This is a genomic window from Pseudomonadales bacterium, assembly GCA_041395945.1.
In the GTDB taxonomy this organism is placed as follows: Bacteria; Pseudomonadota; Gammaproteobacteria; order Pseudomonadales; family Azotimanducaceae; genus SZUA-309.
Map to the genome: position 1 here is coordinate 592,629 of JAWKZN010000002.1, position 20,522 is coordinate 613,150.

The 20,522-nt window shown below is 62.1% G+C and carries 23 protein-coding genes; 8 read left to right on the top strand and 15 right to left on the bottom strand.

Annotated features, from left to right (window positions below; genetic code table 11):
- Window positions 1-2 precede the first annotated feature (2 nt).
- Genes R3E82_19410 through R3E82_19420 form a run of 3 tightly spaced genes read left to right on the top strand, consistent with a single transcriptional unit; the run spans window position 3 to window position 2,315 of the window.
- Window positions 3-686, top strand: a complete 684-nt coding sequence (locus tag R3E82_19410) for a DUF484 family protein (GenBank protein ID MEZ5553060.1) — start codon at window positions 3-5, stop codon at window positions 684-686.
- Entirely contained in the window at window positions 683-1,597 is a 915-nt protein-coding gene (gene xerC, locus R3E82_19415) for a tyrosine recombinase XerC (protein MEZ5553061.1), read from the top strand. The genes R3E82_19410 and xerC overlap by 4 nt, the downstream gene beginning before the upstream one ends.
- Window positions 1,598-1,604: 7 nt before the next feature.
- Window positions 1,605-2,315, top strand: coding sequence for an HAD family hydrolase (locus R3E82_19420; protein ID MEZ5553062.1), 711 nt, complete (start codon window positions 1,605-1,607; stop codon window positions 2,313-2,315).
- Here the strand turns inward: R3E82_19420 and thrC are convergent.
- The 7 genes from thrC to R3E82_19455 all read right to left on the bottom strand — a co-directional run bounded on the left by thrC (window position 2,312) and on the right by R3E82_19455 (window position 8,069).
- Window positions 2,312-3,706, bottom strand: coding sequence for a threonine synthase (gene thrC, locus R3E82_19425; protein MEZ5553063.1), 1,395 nt, complete (start codon window positions 3,704-3,706; stop codon window positions 2,312-2,314). The genes R3E82_19420 and thrC overlap by 4 nt on opposite strands.
- 129 nt (window positions 3,707-3,835) lie before the next feature.
- Window positions 3,836-4,024, bottom strand: coding sequence for a hypothetical protein (locus R3E82_19430; GenBank protein ID MEZ5553064.1), 189 nt, complete (start codon window positions 4,022-4,024; stop codon window positions 3,836-3,838).
- A 163-nt stretch (window positions 4,025-4,187) separates the two neighbouring features.
- The gene (locus tag R3E82_19435) at window positions 4,188-4,727 is read right to left on the bottom strand and encodes an HNH endonuclease (protein MEZ5553065.1); all 540 of its coding nucleotides are present in this window, start codon (window positions 4,725-4,727) and stop codon (window positions 4,188-4,190) included.
- Window positions 4,718-5,464: a DUF222 domain-containing protein gene (locus tag R3E82_19440; GenBank protein ID MEZ5553066.1), complete on the bottom strand. Its 747-nt coding sequence runs from the start codon at window positions 5,462-5,464 to the stop codon at window positions 4,718-4,720. Before R3E82_19440 ends, R3E82_19435 begins: the two co-directional genes overlap by 10 nt.
- A gap of 215 nt (window positions 5,465-5,679) precedes the next feature.
- Complete coding sequence (locus tag R3E82_19445; protein MEZ5553067.1) at window positions 5,680-6,915, bottom strand: ammonium transporter; 1,236 nt, start codon at window positions 6,913-6,915, stop codon at window positions 5,680-5,682.
- Between the two features lie 37 nt (window positions 6,916-6,952).
- On the bottom strand, window positions 6,953-7,291 hold the full coding sequence (gene glnK / locus R3E82_19450) for a P-II family nitrogen regulator (GenBank protein ID MEZ5553068.1): 339 nt from the start codon (window positions 7,289-7,291) through the stop codon (window positions 6,953-6,955).
- 109 nt (window positions 7,292-7,400) lie between these two features.
- Window positions 7,401-8,069, bottom strand: a complete 669-nt coding sequence (locus tag R3E82_19455; GenBank protein MEZ5553069.1) for a TorF family putative porin — start codon at window positions 8,067-8,069, stop codon at window positions 7,401-7,403.
- Between the two features lie 380 nt (window positions 8,070-8,449).
- Here R3E82_19455 and R3E82_19460 point away from each other — a divergent pair, with 380 nt between their 5' ends.
- Window positions 8,450-8,710: a hypothetical protein gene (locus tag R3E82_19460; GenBank protein MEZ5553070.1), complete on the top strand. Its 261-nt coding sequence runs from the start codon at window positions 8,450-8,452 to the stop codon at window positions 8,708-8,710.
- A complete protein-coding gene (locus R3E82_19465; protein ID MEZ5553071.1) occupies window positions 8,679-10,262 on the top strand; it encodes a YifB family Mg chelatase-like AAA ATPase in 1,584 nt (527 codons plus the stop codon). The genes R3E82_19460 and R3E82_19465 overlap by 32 nt, the downstream gene beginning before the upstream one ends.
- A 13-nt stretch (window positions 10,263-10,275) precedes the next feature.
- Here R3E82_19465 and R3E82_19470 read toward each other — a convergent pair whose 3' ends face one another.
- The 4 genes from R3E82_19470 to ald all read right to left on the bottom strand — a co-directional run bounded on the left by R3E82_19470 (window position 10,276) and on the right by ald (window position 14,505).
- On the bottom strand, window positions 10,276-10,707 hold the full coding sequence (locus R3E82_19470; protein MEZ5553072.1) for a c-type cytochrome: 432 nt from the start codon (window positions 10,705-10,707) through the stop codon (window positions 10,276-10,278).
- Between the two features lie 80 nt (window positions 10,708-10,787).
- Window positions 10,788-11,942 (bottom strand): isovaleryl-CoA dehydrogenase, encoded by a 1,155-nt coding sequence (locus R3E82_19475; GenBank protein MEZ5553073.1) that lies wholly within the window; start codon window positions 11,940-11,942, stop codon window positions 10,788-10,790.
- A 21-nt stretch (window positions 11,943-11,963) separates the two neighbouring features.
- Entirely contained in the window at window positions 11,964-13,352 is a 1,389-nt protein-coding gene (locus tag R3E82_19480) for an aminotransferase (protein MEZ5553074.1), read from the bottom strand.
- A 46-nt stretch (window positions 13,353-13,398) separates the two neighbouring features.
- Window positions 13,399-14,505 carry an alanine dehydrogenase gene (ald, locus tag R3E82_19485; protein ID MEZ5553075.1) on the bottom strand — a complete coding sequence of 369 codons (1,107 nt, stop codon included), beginning with the start codon at window positions 14,503-14,505 and terminating at the stop codon, window positions 13,399-13,401.
- 116 nt (window positions 14,506-14,621) lie between these two features.
- Here ald and R3E82_19490 point away from each other — a divergent pair, with 116 nt between their 5' ends.
- Window positions 14,622-15,098 (top strand): Lrp/AsnC family transcriptional regulator, encoded by a 477-nt coding sequence (locus tag R3E82_19490; GenBank protein ID MEZ5553076.1) that lies wholly within the window; start codon window positions 14,622-14,624, stop codon window positions 15,096-15,098.
- Between the two features lie 10 nt (window positions 15,099-15,108).
- On the opposite strand, the gene R3E82_19495 is transcribed toward R3E82_19490, so the two are convergent.
- Window positions 15,109-15,918: an SDR family NAD(P)-dependent oxidoreductase gene (locus R3E82_19495; protein MEZ5553077.1), complete on the bottom strand. Its 810-nt coding sequence runs from the start codon at window positions 15,916-15,918 to the stop codon at window positions 15,109-15,111.
- Window positions 15,919-16,012: 94 nt separating this feature from the next.
- Here R3E82_19495 and R3E82_19500 point away from each other — a divergent pair, with 94 nt between their 5' ends.
- Window positions 16,013-16,597, top strand: a complete 585-nt coding sequence (locus tag R3E82_19500; protein ID MEZ5553078.1) for a tetratricopeptide repeat protein — start codon at window positions 16,013-16,015, stop codon at window positions 16,595-16,597.
- On the opposite strand, the gene alr is transcribed toward R3E82_19500, so the two are convergent.
- The 3 genes from alr to R3E82_19515 all read right to left on the bottom strand — a co-directional run bounded on the left by alr (window position 16,594) and on the right by R3E82_19515 (window position 18,662).
- On the bottom strand, window positions 16,594-17,697 hold the full coding sequence (gene alr, locus R3E82_19505; GenBank protein ID MEZ5553079.1) for an alanine racemase: 1,104 nt from the start codon (window positions 17,695-17,697) through the stop codon (window positions 16,594-16,596). The genes R3E82_19500 and alr overlap by 4 nt on opposite strands.
- Window positions 17,698-17,700: 3 nt before the next feature.
- Window positions 17,701-18,324 (bottom strand): c-type cytochrome, encoded by a 624-nt coding sequence (locus R3E82_19510; GenBank protein MEZ5553080.1) that lies wholly within the window; start codon window positions 18,322-18,324, stop codon window positions 17,701-17,703.
- A 116-nt stretch (window positions 18,325-18,440) separates the two neighbouring features.
- Window positions 18,441-18,662: a hypothetical protein gene (locus tag R3E82_19515; protein ID MEZ5553081.1), complete on the bottom strand. Its 222-nt coding sequence runs from the start codon at window positions 18,660-18,662 to the stop codon at window positions 18,441-18,443.
- 88 nt (window positions 18,663-18,750) lie between these two features.
- Here R3E82_19515 and R3E82_19520 point away from each other — a divergent pair, with 88 nt between their 5' ends.
- Window positions 18,751-20,499: an alpha/beta fold hydrolase gene (locus R3E82_19520; protein MEZ5553082.1), complete on the top strand. Its 1,749-nt coding sequence runs from the start codon at window positions 18,751-18,753 to the stop codon at window positions 20,497-20,499.
- The last annotated feature ends 23 nt before the right edge of the window (window positions 20,500-20,522 follow it).

The window sequence follows — 20,522 nt, forward strand, 5'->3', positions numbered from 1 at the left end:
TGATGAGTTCTGCACCACAACCCGACACCCAGCTTACCGAAGAGGTAGTGATCAACTATCTCCTCTCCGATCCAGGTTTTTTCCAGCGCAACGCCCACCTGCTGTCTGAGCTGAATCTGCCACACGAAACCGGCAGCGCGGTTTCGCTGGTGGAACGCCAGGTCGCCGTCCTGCGTGAGCGCAACGTGCAGATGCGGCGGCGTATGAATGAACTCATTGAAGCTGCAAAAAACAACGACGAACTGTTCGGCAAGATCCGCACCCTCACCCTCGCTCTGCTGCATACCAACGACTGGCGCAGCCTGAATGAAGTACTGGCCACTTACGTCCTCACCGACTTCGACGCGGACTTCGTATGCTGCCATCTGCGCGACCTGCCTGTGCATCTCGACTACCTGCGCAGTCATGAGCAGAAGCTGCCACTGCCGGCCATCATCCCGGGACCGGGCAAGCCACCTCTGTGCACCAGTCTGCGCAGGGAAGAACTCCGCGCTCTGTTCCCCGCAGACGACCATGAGGCCGCCACCGGCAGTACGGTGCTGGTCCGTCTGGCCTGGGAAGAAGGGGAAGGGCTGCTGGCCATAGGCAGCAGGGACAACGGTCGTTTCACCTCCGATATGGACACCCTGTTCATCGCCTATGTCGGCGAGGTACTCAGCGGGGCCATTCAACGACTCGCCACATGACCGATCTCAGCGGCCACATCGGCAGCTACCTCGATCATCTGAAATTCGAAAAGCGCTACTCGCCCAATACCCTCGCAGCCTATCGACGGGATCTGGAACTGTTTTCCGAATCCACCAGCGAACCACTCGCCGCACTCCGCGCACATCATGTCAGCGGCTTCGTCGCGAGGCTGCACGCAGGCGGCCTGTCACCCAAGAGTATCCAGCGCGCACTGTCCAGCGTGCGCAGTTTCTTCCGCTACCTCGAATCCCAGCGCCTGTTGAAAGCAAATCCCGCGGCATCGGTGAAGGCACCCAAGGCTCCGCGCCGCCTGCCTGCGACACTGGACACCGATCAGGCCGCAAAACTTTTCAGTTACGAGGCGGATACGCCCATCGGTAAACGCGACAAGGCCATCCTCGAACTCTTCTACGGCAGCGGCCTGCGTCTCTCGGAGCTCGTCGGTATCGACATCGGCGATCTGGATCTCGACAGCGGCTTCGTGCGGGTAATCGGCAAGGGCAGCAAGGCCCGCCAGGTGCCCATCGGCAGTCACTGTCTGCGCGCGATCGAGGCCTGGCTGCGGTGTCGTGAGCTACCCCGGCGTTCGCAGCCGCTGTTCACCGGCGGTCGAGGCACGGCCGCCATCACTCGAGGCAATTCGCGCATCAGCGTGCGCACCGTGCAGCAACGCCTGAAACGTATTGCCATTCTCCAGCTCGGCAGCAACGCACTGCATCCGCACATGCTCCGCCACAGCTTCGCCAGTCATCTGCTGGAATCCAGCGGCGATCTGCGCGCGGTGCAGGAACTGCTGGGTCACAGCGACATATCCACGACTCAGATCTACACCCATCTGGACTTCCAGCATCTGGCGAAGGTCTACGACGCCGCACATCCCCGTGCAGGTCGTCAGTCAGAAAAGGGCTGAGCTCTGCGTGCGCCGAATCAAGGTCATCACCTTCGATCTCGACAACACCCTGTGGAGTGTGAATGACGTGATGCTGCGGGCCGAAGCCCATATGCGCGACTGGCTCGATGAGCATGTCCCCGACTACTACAGGAAGCTCTCCCGGGAGCGCATCCTGGCACTGCGCACCGCGGCTGTTGCGGAGTTGCCGCAGCTCGCCCACGATGTGTCCGGATTGCGACGCGAGGTGCTGTATCGGGGCATTTCCGAGATCGGCTACAGCAGCGCAGAAGCCCGCCGGCTCGCCGAAGGCGCTTTCGGAAGGTTTTATGAGGCGCGTCAGCAGGTGGTGTTGTTCGACGATGCCCTGGAGGTGCTCGATGCGCTTGCCGCCAGCTACCGCTTAGGTGCGCTCACCAATGGCAACGCCGATACTGCGGCAATCGGTTTGAACCGTTTTTTCTCTTTCGCATTCAATGCGGCCGATGTCGGCGCAAGCAAACCCGCCCCGCACATGTTCCGGGCGGCGCTGCGGCATGCGCGAGCGCAACCGGACGAAGGCATCCACATCGGCGACCATCTCGTGGACGATATTCAGGGGGCCGGTGAGGCCGGCATGCACAGCATCTGGATGAATCCCGGTGCTGCGCTTCGGGAGGATCATCACCACCAGCCCAGCCGCGAGGTACGCAGGCTGCGGGAGCTCCTCGGTGCGGTAGGTTCGATCGAGGCGGGCTAGGCGCGCGCGTGTGCCTGCAGATAGTCCCGCACCGCTGCCACGGTCGCCGGAATCACCGTACGGCGACTCTCCAGTCCTTTCAGCGCCTCGAGGGCAGGATGGGTGGCAACCGGTTTGCCGACAGCCTGGTTCACGGACTCGGGGAACTTCGCCGGGTGGGCGGTCGCAATACAGACCTTGGTACCGGCGGTAGCGAAGCGCTCTGCCGCCGCGAGGCCGACCGCTGTATGGGGATCTGCCACATAACCGCAATCGCGGTAGACGCGCCCGATGGTGTCCCGGGTTTCCTGCTCTGTTACCGCGGTGGCAAGCAGCACGGCTGAGACACGCTGACCGCCGTCTGCTTCGGGATCGATGCTGGCACAGCCGCTGCGCGCGAAAGTCTCCATGAAGGCATTCAGGCGGGCGGCGTCTTCCCCGAAGTGGTAATAGAGGTAGCGTTCAAAGTTGCTCGCGACCTGAATATCCATGGCCGGGCTCATGGTGTGGTGGACCGAACCCCGCTGATAGCGGCCGGTGCCGAAGAACACCGAGAGAATGTCATTGGCATTGGTGGCCACAATCAGTCGGTCGATGGGAAAGCCCATGCGGCGTGCAAGATAGCCGGCGAAGACATTGCCGAAATTACCGGTCGGCACACAGAAGGACACCGGCGCGCTGCTGCCGAAGCGCAGGCTGGCATAGCCGTAGTAGACGATCTGCGCCATCACCCGCGCCCAGTTGACCGAGTTGACCGCACCGAGCGCATACCGGGACTTGAACGCTGCATCACCGAAGAGCGTCTTCATCAGGTTCTGACAGTCATCGAATGAACCTTCGACTGCCAGGCAATGCACATTCGGATCCAGCACCGTGGTCATCTGCAGTTCCTGCAGCGGGCTGACCCGGCCGTTGGGATACATGATGAAAATGTCGACGGCGGGCAGTCCGCGCACCCCTGCGATTGCCGCACTGCCGGTATCACCGCTGGTCGCGCCAAGAATGTTCAGATGCTGGGCGCGCGCTTCGAGCACATATTCGAAAAGCTGGCCCAGCAGCTGCAGGGCAATGTCCTTGAAAGCCAGAGTCGGACCATGGAAAAGCTCGAGAACCTGCACCTCGCCACGGGTGCCGGCCAGCGCGTGAAAGCCAACCACATCCGGATGATCGAACTTCGAGTAGGCCCGATCGATGAGCTGATCAAGGGTTGCGCGGGGAATATCATCGATGAAGTGCGGCAGCAGCGCCTTGGCGAGATCCACGAAGCCGAGACTCCGCCAGCTGTCCAGGTGAGCGCGGATATCGGGAATCTGTTCCGGGATCAGCAGACCACCATCGGGTGCAAGCCCGGTAACGACAGCCTCAGTGAAGGGCTGAGGTGGGGTGGCTCCCCGGGTGCTGATGTAGCGCATGAACGATAAACCACCGGCTGGCAAAGCCCGGCATTGTACACCAGGCTTTCGGGGCTTCGGCCGCAGCGGCCGTGCGGGTCTGCCCTCTCAGCGACGGCGTGGGCCGACTGCCTCAGGCCGCGGGATAGCTCAGATGGCGCCGCGTCCGTAGTTGGACTCGGGTCGCTTCGGCGGATCAGCACGTTCCCCGGCACGCAGTTCCCGGATCACGCCGCCCTCGCGCAGAAAGGCATCCACATCACATTCGAGCTGGGAGCGGATCGGCGCCTTCGCCTGGGGATTGTGATCGTTGCTGTCGTTGTCTGTTCTGCTGTCCATGCCGGGTCCTTGAATCGGGTCGGAGTAGTTATAGTCCAGATCGGAAAACGCGCAAGTTTGCAGCGGACACTGCAAAGGCTGTTTGGAAAGGCAGTCTCCACACCAGCGGTATCCGACTTCGCAATGCACAGGCACGGGGTTGTCCGGCTGCTTGCGCTGAAGGTCAGGGTCCATCTTCCGCTGAAGACGCGGACAGATCTTCCGCTGAAAATACCGATTCATTTTCCGCTGAAGATTCCGGCGCGTCTTCTGCTGAAGGCGCTTCTTCCGCTGAAGACGCACAATCTTCTTCTGCCGCCCCTCGGCCCTCAATCGGCCGACCGTCCGGCCGCGCGAAGTAGTAGCCTTCGGCGGTCGCCCGCAGCCTGAACCCGCCTTCATGCATCTGCCTGTGGTGATGGCTGCAGAGCAGGATCAGATTATCGAGGGAGGTTTCTCCGCCGTCGCACCAGTGCTGAATATGGTGGGCGTCCAGCCAGCGGCTGTGATGACAGCCGGGAAACCGGCAGCTTCGGTCCCGCGCCGCCAGGGCCCGGCGGATGGCGGTAGGCACGGTGCGCTGTTTGCGGCCCACATCCAGTATTTTCTGGCCGTCCTTGAGGATCGGCACCAGAGCGCCTTCACAGCACAGACGCCGGATGGTGGGTAAGGGCAGATCCGCTTGGCCGCCGGCGCCGGACAAAGCCTGAGCGTCTACATGCACCAGGACCTGATAGTCGGCGGCCGTCGAGTCAGCGGCCGGGGTTGAACCGCCATCCGCCGCCCTCCCCGCGCAACCAGCTCCATAAACGCATCCGCCCGGGCGGCTGCGGTACCTCGAGCAGGATCTTCCGGCAGCGTCTCCACCATCTGCGTCAGTACCTGTTCTACCAGAGCAAAAGCCTCGGCCGGCAGTTTCACCAGGATCTCCCCCGAATGGGGATACAGCGCCACCGACCGGGCCTCATGATCCCGCCGCGCGATCTGACCAGCCGTGCGCTCATCCCCATGGCGCAACCGTTTACAGCACTGCTCCAGCTGCTCCGCCGTCGAGGTCCGGGCATAGGCCAGCAGGTCGGCTTCGTTCGTCTCATCGGCGACGCGCGTGAGCGCCCGGACCTGGGAGTAGGACAGTTCACCCGATTGGAACGCCGCATCGATCAGAGGCACGAACCACAGCGCTTTCGCGACTCTCAATTTCTCTAAAGCCGTCGTCCGCGACAGCTTGAGTTTGAAGTCGAGCCACTGGGCACAGTCGGTGCAGCCATAGGCCTGCCAGCCCCGGCGCAGATCGAACTCGCGCAGCAGGCTCAGGAAGCGATGGGTGGCCCGGGACACATCGAGCCAGCTCGACTCCAGGGCGGATTCCAGATCATCGATGGGACCGAGGCGGACGATGGGCGACAGGCGATCGGTGTTGGCGAGAAACTCGGCACTGGGCAGCGGGGTGTAGTGAGACATGGGCGGCTCCGGTGGAACAGATACTGTATGTACGTACAGTATTCTACGCCTGAAAGCGCGAAAACCCAATAAATACGCTGGTAAAACCGTGTCGGTACTACATCCAATCGGGCTGATTTCCGACCACAACTCCGATCAATCCCGGACAAAAAAAGCGGGGCCCGAAGCCCCGCCCGAATACCGGCACTGATCGTACCGGCAGATCGATTACCCGATCAGGCTTTCACAAATTCCGGATAAGCCTCGAGGCCGCACTCGGCGATATCGCCGCCTTCGTACTCTTCCTCTTCCGAAATCCGGATACCCATGGTCAGCTTCAGCACGAACCAGACCAGCAGGCTGGCCAGGAATACCCAGGCGAAGATCGCGGTGATGCCGAGCAGCTGGGCACCCAGTGTGGCTTCGTCATTGGTGATGCATACCGCGAGCAGTCCCCAGATCCCTACCGTGCCATGCACCGAGATCGCACCCACCGGGTCGTCGATCTTCAGCTTGTCCAGTCCGAGAATCGAGAACACCACCAGCACTCCACCGATCAGTCCGATCAGCGCGGAAAGCTGAATGCTCCCGGCAAGCGGTTCCGCGGTGATGGCAACCAGACCGGCCAGCGCACCGTTGAGGGCCATGGTGAGGTCCGCCTTGCCGAACAGCAGCTTCGCCGTAATCAGCGCACCCAGCAGTCCTGCGCAGGCCGAGATATTGGTATTGGCAAACACCTGGGAAACCGCGTTGGCTTCATCCACATTGGACAGCTTGAGCTCGGAGCCGCCGTTGAAGCCGAACCAGCCGAACCAGAGAATGAACATCCCCAGGGTCGCCAGTGGCAGGTTGGCACCGGGAATGGCGTTGACCTGTCCCTGCGCACCGTATTTACCCTTGCGTGCACCGAGCAGGATGACCCCTGCCAGTGCTGCAGCTGCGCCACACATGTGCACCACACCGGAACCCGCGAAGTCGAGGAAACCCGCTTCATTGAGGGCACCACCACCCCACTTCCAGAAGCCCTGCACCGGATAGATGAATCCCGTCATCACCACCGCAAAGCCCAGAAACGCCCACAGCTTCATACGCTCGGCCACCGCACCCGAGACGATGGACATGGCGGTCGCCACGAACACCACCTGGAAGAAGTAGTCCGAACGGGCCGAATAGTAGGTGTCACCACCCGAGGCCAGTACCGCGTCTGTCGTGTGCTCGTCGCCGATCAGGGTGCCGAGGATGGGTATCCAGTTTCCCTCACCGGCACCCGGATACATGATCGCGTAGCCGCAGAGCATGTACATGACACAGGCAATGGCGAACAGTGCCACGTTTTTAGTCAGAATCTCAGAAGTGTTCTTGGCACGGACGAGGCCCGCTTCGAGCATCGCGAAACCCGGCGCCATGAACATCACCAGAGCACCCATTACCAGAAAGTAAAAGGTATCCAGTGCGTAGTTAGTTTGAATCAGATCTTCCACAATCTATCTCCCTGGAGTGCCGACGCCGCTATACGGCGTCGGCGCCTGTTTCGCCGGTTCTTATCCGGACCACTTCATCGAGGGTGGCAACAAAAATCTTGCCGTCGCCCACCTTGCCGGTGTTGGCCGACTTGGTGATCGCCTCGAGTACCTGATCGAGCATGCCGTCGTCCACGGCGACCTCGACCTTTACCTTCGGGAGAAAATCCACCACGTATTCAGCACCGCGGTAGAGTTCTGTGTGCCCCTTCTGCCTTCCGAAGCCTTTCACTTCGGTAACCGTCATTCCCTGGACGCCAACCTCGGACATCGCTTCACGAACATCGTCGAGCTTGAAGGGCTTGATGATTGCTGTGATTAATTTCATTTGTTTTCTCCTGTTGAATCCGCATGGATGCACGACTCCCTGCTCTGGGCACTGGCCCATCGAGGGAGATCTTTGTGGAAGATCCTGTGCACCCGGGATTCTCTCCTAATTACAGGCTTTTCGATATGGTGAAGACGGCGGAGCCTTCGCACAGCTTGTCGCCACAGTCAGAATTGCTGACGTCGGTATCGACATAGGCGAGAGACAGATCGGCGCCGAAGACAGAGGTGCTCACACCGATGCTGTAGTCGAAATAGTTGCTGACGAAGTTCTGATCGCCATCGAGTTCGTTGTAACCCACGTGCAGATCGAGGCTGAACTGCTCACCGAGCGGCACGCTGTAGTCACCGAACAGGTACCAGAACTCTCCACTCTTCGCGAAGTAGTCGTCGGAGTAGATGACGCCTACTGTCGCGCCATAAAAGCCGAGTTTCGCGTAGAACTCCTGGAGATCCAGATCAGGATCGGAGTTGTCAGACGGGTAGTAGTAGTACATGTAACCGAGATCGAGACTGACGTCGTCGTTGAACTCCTTCACCCAGCCACCGTAGAAGTCCATCTCGACGGAGCCGCCGTACTGAATGCTGGATGCCCAGGTGCCTGCATAAAGGCCATTTTCGAAGGCGATATCGAAACCACCCTGGACGGCCGGATCCCGGTCTGTCTGGGAGATGCCCCGGAAACGGTAGTCGGTGGTCAGGGCAACGTTGCCGGCAATCTCTGCGGCAGAGGCAAAGCCCGCGCTGAGCAGCAGCAGTCCTGCGATTAATTTTTTCATTCCTTAGATCCCCATAGTTAAGTGGTTGAATAGTTGAGTGGTCGGGAGTGCCGGTCCGCGTTCGCGCCGCGTTTCTCCAGTCAACGGCGGTTGCATCGCATCCCACTGCCAACCCACTTCAATCTCATCACTCCTCAGGCAGAATTCGTGCCAACTGAATTTCTGTTTTTATTTCAATTGGTTACAAGGCATGCAAGGCCCCCGAAGCGGTGCCCGGGAGCGGCGTGCACTAATGCGATGCGCGCAATGCACTATCTTGGTGCGTCAAAGTGCCCATTCTCACCCACCGATTTCCCACACCCGTCCTGGTCATCCGCCGTGGTGACCGGGATGCGGCTGAATTACCATGACCGCAACAAATCACCCCAGGAAGCCTGAGAATGACCCGGAGCGCGTCTCCACCGCCGATTCCACCCCCACTGGAAGAGCTCCTCTCCCGACTGGGCGAAACCCTGGGGGATCTTTCCGGGGAATCGGTCACTGACCGCCTGCAGCCGGTGGTGGAAGGCTTCTTCGAGCAGTTTCAGCTGGTACCAAGGCGCGAATATGACGCTCACATGGCCAGCCTGAGTCGTCTCGAGCGGCTGGTCAGCGATCTGGAGAACCGGGTTGCCGGCCTCGAGCAGCGGGTCGACGCCTGACGCAAGCGTCACTACCCGCTCACATACCCGCTCCCGTGCCCAGATCGGCATGGATGCACCCCGTGTCATCGTGGAGACCCATCTGGCCGGCGGGCTGCCCGGGACCACGCTCGTCGGGCTGCCGGCTACCGCTGTGCGGGAAGCCCGGGACCGGGTCCGCAGCGCGCTGCAGAACTGCGGCTTTGATTACCCGCGCGGCAAAGTCATCATCAATCTGGCCCCAGCGGATCTCGCCAAGGAGGGGGGGCGCTTCGACCTCGCGATCGCCATCAGCATCCTCAGGGCGACCGGACAGATCACACCGGAAGCGCCCCGCACCTTCGACTACGAATTTCTCGGCGAACTGAGCCTCAACGGCGAGCTGCGTTATACCCGTGGCTGTCTGTGTGCAGCACTCCATCTCGACGCCGGGGACCGGCTGGTGGTGCCCTGGGCAAACCTGGCCGAAGCCCGCCTGGCCAGGGATCAGATTCTGCCCGTGGGCCATCTCCAGGATGTGGTGAATCTGCTGCGGATGGCGCCCGCCGAGCGTGACTTGGAGCCGACACCGCCCTCAGTGGGGACTGCGGTGGATCCGGCAGCCCGTCCCCAGGTCGCCGATCCGATCATCGGCCAGAGTGCGGCCAAACGCGCCATCGCCGTGGCAGCGGTCGGCGGCCATCACCTGCTCCTGATCGGACCCCCCGGTGCCGGAAAATCTCTGCTTTCCAGACGCCTGCCCCTGCTCCTGCCCTCCCTCGATACCCGCCGCGCCATGGAGGTGGCCGCCGTATATTCTGCCGCCGGACTCTCCCTGGAAAACCCTTCCGAGCCACCGATCCGGGACCCTCACCACTCGGCCTCCATGACCGCCATGGTCGGTGGCGGCAGCCAGCCGCGACCGGGCGAAATCTCCCTGGCGCACCAGGGCGTTCTGTTCCTCGATGAACTGCCGCATTTCAAGCCCAGCGTGCTCGACGCTCTGCGGGAACCCCTCGAGAATCGCAGGATCGCCATCGCCAGAGCGACAGGGCAGGTGGCCTTTCCGGCGAACTTTCAGTTGATCGCTGCCATGAATCCCTGCCCTGCCGGACTGACCTGCGAACAGGGCACCTGTCGATGCCGGCCGGATCAGGTGCAGCGCTACCAGTCCCGGATCTCGGGGCCGCTGCTGGACCGGGTCGACCTGCATGTCGGCGTGCCGGAAGTCCCGGGCAGACTGTTACTCGAAGGATTACCGCCCGAGGCAGAGGCTCATTCGATCAGAGAGCAGATTGCGAAGGCCCGCCGTATTCAGATCACCCGCCAGCGTTGCTTTAACTCGGAGCTCCCGGTGCGGGCGCTCGAGCGTCTGGTGACCCTCGATGCCGGTGCCCGGCGTATGCTGGACCGAGCCATGGAGCGCTACCGGCTGTCAGCGCGGGGCCTGCACCGGGTGCTCCGGGTGGCAAGATCGATTGCAGATCTGGAGAGTGCGGAGGGTGGCGAATCGACCCAGGTGGGATTGCCCCACCTGGCAGAAGCCCTGTCTTATCGCGGCATGGAGTGGTCGGGCAAAGGAGCTGCGCACTGACCCCGATCGCGGCCTACTGCACCTGCTCCAACATGTAGTCCACGGCGGCCTGCAGCTCTTCGTCAGAGCAGTTCATGCAGGTGCCCCGGGGTGGCATTGCGCCCAATCCGTTCAACGTGGTGGCCATCAGCGCGTCCATCCCCTTGGCGATGCGGGGCGCCCAGGCTTCGGCATCCGCGAACAGCGGCGCACCACCGACTCCGGATGCGTGGCAGGCAAAACAGAACTGGTTGTATACCGCATCACCCGTCAGTGCGGCACCACTGGCCGCCGCGGTCCCAGAGCCACAGTCTTCACCGGCCCGGCAGACGGCGCCGGCGGGCGCCAGTCGTGCGCGAATATCCTCGTCGCTGCCCGGAGGCACGGGTGCAGCCGCAGCGGGCACTGCGAGTGCAATCAGCACGATCGAAACACAAGCGGTGGCAGCGGCCTTGAAACTTTGCACGCACATTTCTCCTGTAATTCTGTCGACAGGGTGGGCTGCATGCGCCCTGAGCCCCGTAACGGCGCGGGATTATAGCCAGCTCAGCCCGTGGCGTCGAACAGCTCGCGACCGATGAGCATGCGCCGGATTTCGCTGGTACCGGCACCGATTTCGTAGAGCTTGGCATCGCGCAGCAGGCGGCCGGTCGGGTAGTCATTGATGTAGCCGTTGCCTCCGAGCGCCTGAATGGCTTCGCCCGCCATCCAGGTCGCCTTCTCGGCGGCGTAGAGAATACAACCTGCAGCATCGATCCGGGTGGTGCGTCCGCTGTCGCAGGCCTGGGCGACCGCATAGACGTAGGCGCGAGCAGCGTTGAATGTGGTGTACATGTCCGCCACCTTCCCCTGCATGAGCTGGAAGGTGCCGATCGGCTGGCCGAACTGTTTGCGCTCGTGGACGTAGGGCAGCACCGCATCGAGGCAGGCGTGCATGATGCCCAGCGGACCACCGGCGAGCACGACCCGCTCATAGTCGAGGCCGCTCATCAGGAGCCTGACACCCTGGCCGACCGAACCGAGCACCTGATCCTTCGGTACCACACAGTCTTCGAATATCAGCTCGCAGGTATCTGATCCGCGCATGCCGAGCTTGTCGAGCTTTTTTCCGGTAGAGAATCCGGCACAGCCACGCTCGATGAGAAAGGCCGTGATACCCCTGCTGCCCAGGGCAGGATCCACGGTGGCATATACCACCAGCACATCGGCGCCGGGACCATTAGTGATCCACATCTTGTTGCCGTTGAGCACGTAACTGTCGCCTTGCTCGGTGGCCCGCAGCCGCATGCTGACCACATCGGAACCGGCTCCGGGCTCGCTCATCGCCAGCGCACCCAGTGCGTTTCCGGAAATCAGACCCGGCAGGTAACGGGCTTTCTGTTCCGGCGTGCCGAAGCGGCGGATCTGATTCACACACAGGTTGGAGTGGGCACCGTAGGACAGCCCCACCGCGGCCGAAGCCCGGCTGATCTCCTCCATGGCAATGCAGTGCGCCAGATAGCCCAGGCCACTGCCGCCATCCGCCTCTTCCACGGTAATGCCGAGCAGTCCGAGCGCGCCGAGTTCGGGCCACAGATCTCTGGGAAACTCGTTGCCGGCATCCACCTGCTGCGCAATTGGTGCAATTTTCCGGCTGGCAAACTGGCGCACCGAGTCCCTCAGCATGTCGAGGGTTTCGCCGTGTCCGAATTCAAAGTCCATCGTCATCCCCTGCTGATCTTTCTACTTCGAGACTTCTGCAAGCGTCTCGTCGAGGGACCTGCCCAGCTTGGTGAACAGCTCGTCCACCTGGCTATCGGAGATGACCAGTGGTGGGCAGAGGGCGACCGTGTCACCCAGTGCACGCATGATCAGGCCGTTTGCTTCGCAGCGTGCCTGGAGTTTTGCACCCGCACCCCGGGTCGCCGGAAACGGCGTTTTCGTTGCCTTGTCAGCCACCAGCTCCAGCGCTCCGATCATGCCGACGCCACGCGCTTCACCCACCAGCGGATGATCGGCCAGCCCGGCGAGCCGCTGCTGAATCGTCACGCCGATGCGGGCGGCGTGTGCAAACAGGTCCCGCTCCTCCATCAGTTCGATGTTGCGCAGGGCGACCGCTGCACACACCGGGTGTCCGGAATAGGTGAAGCCATGGCTGAAATTGCCGAGTTCGGCACTCATGGCCTTGAAGGCGTCGTACATGTACTCGGGCAGCAGCACAGCACTCAACGGCAGATAGGCAGAAGACACCGCCTTGGCGATGCTCATGGTGTCCGGCTGGATGTTGAAGGTCTGGGCGCCGAACGGCTGACCCGTGCGGCCGAATCCACAGATCACTTCATCATCGATGAAGAGAATCTCGTGGCGTCTGAGCAGTGCCTGGACTTTCTCGAAATACCCCCGGGGTGGAACGATGACCCCGCCCGCGCCCATCACCGGCTCGGCGATGAAGGCGGCTATGGTCTCGGGTCCTTCCCTGAGAATCAGGGCTTCAAGATTGCCGACGATGCGGTCTACGAAGGCTGCTTCGGATTCGCCCGGTTCCGCCCCACGATAATAGTGGGGGCAATCCGTGTGCAGGATGCCGGCAATGGGCAGGTCGAAGTGTTTGTGGAACGGGGGCAGTCCGGTGAGCGAACCTGCCGCCACGGTGACCCCGTGATAGCCCCGCTGCCGTGAAATGATCTTCTTTTTTTCCGGCCGGCCGATGGCATTGTTGTAGTACCACATCAGCTTGACCTGGGTGTCATTGGCATCGCTGCCGGACAGGCCGAAAAACACGCGCCCCGCATCCATGGGGGCCATGGCCTTGAGCTTTTCCGCCAGCAGCACACTGGCTTCGTTGGTGCGTCCGCCGAAGATCTGGGAGTAGCACAGCTTGCGCATCTGGGTTTCCGCCACCCGCACCAGTTCTTCTTCGCCATAACCGAGGGCCGTGCACCAGAGTCCGGCCATACCTTCCAGGTACTGCTTACCCTGGTTGTCCCACAGATAAACGCCCTTGGCGCGGCTCAGAACCTTAGGCCCGACCTGGTGGTGCTGGGCCAGATTGGTGGCCGGGTGCAGCAGGTGGGCAAGATCCTTCGCCTCGATGGATTCCGGGGGAAATTCGTTGTGCAGCGGGTCGGCCATGGCAGCTTCCAGGTGAGTGGCGGGCGAGCGCCCATGATGCCCGAAATCAGGCAGCGTGTAGCGTCGTAGGGATCTCCATGCCCAGCGCCTCTGCCACCTTGGGATGACGGATCTGACCCAGATGGACATTGAGTCCATCACCGAATCCGGGGACCGCGGCGATCGCCGCCTTCCAGCCGACGTCCGCCAGCGTGTGCACATAGGGCAGGGTCACATTGTTCAGCGCGAGCGCCGAGGTGCGCGCCACGGCACCGGGCATGTTGGTTACACAGTAGTGCACCACGCCTTCTTCCACATAAGTCGGATTATCGTGGGTGGTCGGCCGCGAGGTTTCGAAACAGCCACCCTGATCGATCGAAATGTCCACCATCGCCGAGCCATCGATCATCTGTCGCACCATGTCCCGGCTCACCAGTTTGGGCGCTGCCGCGCCTGGAATCAGTACCGCACCGACTACCAGGTCTGCTTCGAGCACCTCTTCGTTGACGTTCTGCCGGCTGGCCATGAGTACCTTGACCCTGCCCTGAAAGTGATCGGACAGCCAGATCATGCGGGAGACGGATTTATCGAGGATGGTCACATCCGCCTGCATACCCGCCGCCATCTGTGCTGCATTGGTACCAGCGATGCCGCCGCCGAGAATCACCACCTTGCCCGGGGCCACCCCGGGGACACCGCCGAGCAGGGTGCCGCGGCCACCGCTGGCCTTCTGCAGCGCATAGGCCCCCACCTGAATGGACATGCGCCCCGCCACTTCGCTCATGGGTGCCAGCAGGGGCAGCCCGCCAGTGGCGGAGGTGACCGTCTCATAGGCGATGGCCGTCACCCCGGAGGCCATCAGCGCCTCGGCCTGGGGTTTATCAGCAGCCAGATGCAGGTAGGTGAACAGTATCTGGCCTTCCCGCAGGCGCTGGCACTCCCCGATCTGGGGCTCCTTCACCTTCACCACCAGTTCGGCAGCGAAGGCCTCCTCAACCGAACCGATCCGGGCACCAGCGGCCACATAATCTGCATCGCTGAAGCCAATCCCCTGGCCGGCCGTGGTCTCCACCACCACCTCGTGACCGCCCACGGTCAGTTCCGCCACAGAAGCCGGGGTCAGTCCAACCCGATATTCATGGGTCTTGATCTCTTTCGGTACACCGATGCGCATTGCACCCACCTGCTGGTTGAATTAGCACTTATGCTATCGAAGTCCTGGTGGCGGAAATTTGCGATTTTCGACAACATCGCTGGAACTGGCGCAATTATTCAGCGTAGTATCCGACTATGTCGCAAGTAACAGTCGACTTAGATCGTATCGACCGCTCGATCCTTCATGAACTGCAGCTCGACGCCAAACTGCCTTTCGCCGCCCTCGCCGAACTGGTCAATCTGTCCGAGTCTGCCTGTCTGCGGCGGGTCCGCAATCTGGAGGCGAAGGGGCTGATCCGTGGTTATGTGTGCCTGGTCGACCAGTTGATGGCCGGCTACCCGGACAACGTCTTCGTGCAGATCACCCTGGAAAGCCAGCAGCAGGACGACCTGGCCGCTTTCGAAGCGGCTGTCCGGGAGCTACCCGAGGTGATGGAGTGCTATCTGATGTCGGGAGATGCGGACTTCCTGCTGCGGGTGATCGTGGAGGACGCCCGGGACTACGAACGCATCCACAGCCAGCACCTCACCCGTCTGCCGGGCGTGGACCGCGTGCACTCGGCTTTCGCCCTGCGCACGGTCATCCGCAAAACCGAGGTTCCGATCCGCTAGCCGAGTGCCGCTAGATCAGATCCGCCGGCTGCAGCTTGAATTCATCGATGATCTTGTCCGCATAGTCGATGCGGCCCGTCATTTTTTTCGGGTCCCCATGCACGAGTCGAAGACAGGCTTCGGCCATGTGCTCCACCGGGGTCACCCGCTCTTTGTTCGATTCGTTGATCAACTTGTGATGCATCACCCCGGGGGTCGCCACCAGTCCAGGTGAGATCACATTCACACCAATGTTTTCATCGTAAAGCTCCTGAGCCAGCCCGGTGGTGAAGCGCTCAAGGGCCGCCTTGCACATGCCATACACGGTACCCCCGCGACCCGCCAGAGTCGGCTGAGGATGAATGGCGGCGTGGGAAGAAATATTCAGAATCCAGCCTCTGCCTCGCTCACGCATGCCGGGTAACACCAGCTGTGCCAGTTCGAAAGGCGCCCAGACCTGCACATCCATCATCAGCCGGAATCGTTTTTCCGGAAAATCGGCGACCGGAATGAAATAGGTGATGGCCGCGTTGTTAACAAGTATATCGACGGCACCATAAGCGCCCAGTGCTGCCTCGATCAGACCATGGCGATCCTCCGAACTGCCCAGGTCGGCCTTTACCGCAATGGCTTCGCCGCCAGCGGCTCGAATGTGCTCCACGGTTTCGTTGATAGTGCCCGGCAGATAGTGCTCATCTGCAGACGCGGTCCGGGCAGAAACCACCACCTTCGCCCCTTCCATCGCATAGCGGCGTGCGATCGCCTCTCCAATGCCGCGGCTCGCACCGGTCACAACTGCGACCTGACCCTTGAGCACCCCGTCTGGATTTACCTGTGCCACTGCTGTTATCTCCGCTGTACTGTTCGCTCAACTATAGCCTTGCCGGCGGCAGCAGGTACACTCACGCCATGCACCCCCACTGGTCCTGCACACAATGATCCTTCGAGTTCTGCCATTGCTGATCTGCTGGGCCAGCCTGCCTGACGCATTTGCCGCAGATGCCGGCGTGGGTCCGGTGGCCGATCCGCAGACACTCACAGCACCGGCGGCAACAGCAGACGCTGCACCGGCCCGACGGTGTCTCGACGCCGCCATGACTGCACCCGGTTCGAATCTCGGCTTCTGTGACCTGGTGATCTCCCAATTGAGCGAGGGGGGCGGGGCGGATCCCACCACCACCCGGGCGCTCTCAGCCGCGCTGAGCAACCGGGCGATCGCGGCACAACGCGAGGGCGCCTACGATGCGGCGGAAGCGGACCTGCAGCGCGCACTGGACATTGCCGGGCCGCACCCGGATCTGCTGCTGAATCGCGGCAATCTGCGTCTCGCCCAGCGACGCTATGCGGAGGCGCTCATTGACTACTCGGAAGCCCTGCGCCTGTCCCGGGGTACACTGCTCGCCGCCCATTACAACAGTGCGTTCGCCCACAGAGCCCTCGGCCAGATTCCGGAAGCAGTGGCGGATGAACTGCGCGCACGCGGTCATAAAGTCGACATCGTCTCCAACCAGGTCCGCTAGGGCACCCCCACATAGTGCCGCGTGACCCTGTTGCCGATCCCGGTGAACATTTCGAAGGCGATGGTGCCTGCCCAGGCAGCCGCCTCGTCCACACTGATGTCCAGGCCGAAGCATTCCACCCAGTCTCCAACTTCGACAGAGCCGCCCTGTGCCAGGCAGTCGGTGATGTCGACCACGGTGAAATCCATGGAGATCCGACCGAGGAAGGGCACACGGTGTCCGCCGACGGCCATGGCACCCTGTTGCGCCAGGGCGCGCTTCACCCCGTCTTCATAGCCGATACCCAGCACCGCCGTTTCGGTGATTCGCCCGGTGACGGCCGTGGCGCCGTAACCGACTGCTGACCCTGCCGGTAAACGCCGGCGCTGCAGGACCTGGCCTTCGAAGCGAACCACCGGATCCATGGGATTAGCCCGATCGGTGAACGGATTGCCTCCGAACAGACCGATACCCGGGCGACCCAGGTCCCCGCGGGTAGCCTCGCCGGTCAACCAGCCGGGCGAATTTCCCATGCTGGTGCGCACACCCGGAAACTGCGCTGCGACTGCACGGAATGCCTGCACCTGAGCGCGATTCTGTGGGTGATCGGGGGTATCTGCACAGGCGAGATGCGTCATGAGCAGGCACAGATCGAACCCCGCGAACTGCCCGGATTGGATATCCGGGCTATAACCGAGGCGCGCCATCCCCGTGTCCACGTGCACGGCTATGGGGCGACTGCGCAGGGGGCGCCAGAGGTCGAGTTGACCCTGATGATTGACGACCGGCACGAGATCTGCGGCCACCAGAGCGTCGAGGGTCTCAGGCAGCGGGCCCTCCAGCACGTAGATTGCGCAGCCGGTTGCCGATAAGGGTCCCTGCCTGGAATCGAGGCCGGCAGCAGGGGCCGGGCAGAGGATCTGCCGCAGACGCACGCCCTCCGCGGCGGTAGCGACAAAGAAAGACCGGCAGCCACTGTGCCGTAACCGCTCCGCCACCGGCCCGACGCCCAGTCCGTAGGCGTCGGCCTTCACCGCCGCACCGACTTCCGGTGCGGCTGCGCGGAAGCGCTGGTAGTTGGCCGCAAGGGCGTCCAGATCGACGATCAGACGCCCGGGCATGTTTTACTTCAGCGTATTGATATACGCCACCACATCGTTGATGGCCTTGTCGCTGTTCAGGGTCATTGCCATCGGCCGCATCTGCATGCCGTAGGTGTCCTTGGAATCGTATCCCCGCAGACCGCCGTTGTAGTTCTTGATCTGCCGCACCAGATACCAGTCGCTCTGACCGCTCAATCTGGGACCGCCAAGCTGTTGATTACCTTCACCATTCTGACCGTGACAGGCGGCACACACCGCATAGGCGCCTTTACCCGCTGCCGCATCGCCGGTGACAGTGGCCGCCGGAGGCGTGGCGGGTAACGAGGCGATGTAAGCGACCAGATTGTCTTCCGCGGTGGGATCCACCACCGTCATGGCCATTGGCCGCATCTGCATTCCGTAGGCGTCTCCGGACGCGGTACCCCGCAGGCCACTCTTGTAGGCCTCCAGTTGACGCTTCAGATACCAGGGCTCCTGACCGGCAATTTTGGGTGCATTCATGGCAAGGTTTCCCTCGCCGTTCTGGCCATGACAGGCTGCACAGACCGCATAGGCGCCCTTTCCCGCCGCTGCATCCGCTGCCAGCGACGCCGCCGCGGGCAACAGAGAGGCCGCCAGCACCATAAAACCAATCCTGAACTTCATTACTACCTCGCTTTTTGGAAACGGCCACATGCCGGGCAAAGCCCGCATGATCCGGCCAGTTTGGGATTCCAGGCTAGTGGATGACTCTGATCGGGACCTCTCCAGAGCGCACTAGCCTAGCTGTCGCGCCGCCAGAGTGACTGCCACCAGCGTCCCACGGCCGAGTCGCGCCGCTCTCCGCGGCGGCGATCACCATGGGCACCTTCCCGGTGGGCGCGAAGCTCGAACAGACCCTGAGCGCGGCGCCGGCGTTCACTCTCTGCCCGCCGATCAGCACCTGAACGGCGACCGTCCAGGGGTTCGGGCGTGAGAGGGTAAAGACCGGATTCCTTATTCACAGCAACAGCAGGGGCTTCCTGGACACTGGCTGAGGACTATAGCCTGTGAGCGGATGCATTGCGATCAGGTTTCTGGTCAGATACGGGCATGTCCTTAGATAAGCAGAAAGTCACAAGGCCACCCTCCGGAGCACCGCCGGGGGACTACCCCGGGGATGCTTCCAGCCACCCGAACCTGCAGAAATTCGCAGACGCACTCACTACCTACGTGCTCGACCCGATGCAGTGGGATCCGGTACTCGAGGAGCTCGATCGAATCAGCAGCAGCCTGCCCTCCTGGGATCCCCGGGAGCTGCTTGCGCAGCTCTCCCGCGCCGAATCACTGTCCTGGCATATCCGGGAAGAATCCGGACAGCTGACCGGCAGCGGATTCGCCTACGTGCTGCTCGATGCCCAGGATCGCACCACGGGCTGCAGCGATAACCTGACCCAGCTTATCGACTACCTGTATGTAGACCCGAAAACCCGGATGCTGGAATTCGGGACCAGCGCGGGGCGTCGCTCCTTTGAGTCTGCCCGGAAACGACTGCGCAGCGGCAACGGTGCGCATCTGCTGGTGGAATTTTCCCGCGCACATCACCCCGGGCACCGTTTCGGCTATCTGATCGCCGAGGAGGACTTTCCCGATTCCCTGAGAACCATCGCCAACGGCGCACGCACCGCACTGTTCATCGCCCAGCCGCAACCCGATGAGCGCCTGCGCAAAGTAGTCCAGGCGAGCTTCGGCCTGACAGACGCTGAAGCCCAGGTGACACTGTCGATCGCTCGTGGTCTGACACTCAAACAGACAGCGTCCGAGCTTGGCATCAGCGTCAATACAGCGCGCAATCACCTCCAGGCCACTTTCGCCAAAAGCGGGATCAACCGGCAGGGAGATCTGGTACTCGTCATCACACAACTGAGCGTGATCCTCGCCGCTACGACTTCGGAGGAAACCCCGAGTGCCGCCCGGAGTGTGGCATCCATTCGTCCCACCCCGCCTCAGCATTTCATGATCCTCCCGGATGGCCGGCGCATCGCCTATCGCACTTATGGCGACCCGATGGGTGAGCCCGTCGTCTTCTTCCATGAATCCATCGGGTCGAGTCGATTGCCTCCCGGGACCGATGCCGACGCGAAACGGCGCAATCTGCACCTGATTGCCCCGGAGCGCCCGGGTTTCGGTTTGTCAGATGGGGATCCCGATTGTGACTACAGATCGGTGTGCGATGACCTGCAGGCATTGCTCAGCCACCTTCGCATCCAGCGCGCCACCCTGATCGGCAATCTGTCAGGCGGTGCATTCGCACTGTCGATGGCGGCACTGAAGCCAGCCCTGGTGCGCCACGTGCTGCTCACCGCCGCACGCCCGCCGGGACCCATGACCGGCCGTTTCCAGCACCTGATGCAGGTCAACAAAAAACTGCTCGGGCGACCCTGGCTGATCTCCACTTTTTTCAACATCCTGCGCAATCGGGCTTCACGCGAAAACAATGGCAAGCTGATCAACGCCGTATACGGTGCCAACGCCCAGGATCGGGCTTTTCTGCAGGCCAACCCGCGGCTCTTCGATCACATGGTGACCTGCACCCTGGAAAGCTTCAGTGTCAGCGCCGCCGGTGTGGTGAACGAACTGCGCTGCTTCGCCGCCGCGCCGCCGCCGGGCAGCCACAGTATCCGTGCCCCGATCACTGCCTGGCACGGCACATCTGACGGCATCGCGGAGATCGCCGATCTGCAGAAGTATCTGCAAGGCTGCAGCGTGGACTGGCATCCACTGGAAGGTGCGGGGTCCCTGCTGGCGCTGTCGCACTGGCAGGAGCTGCTGGATGCCGCGCGGGATACCGGCAGCCGCTGACCTTTCCCTGCTCGCAGCGACGC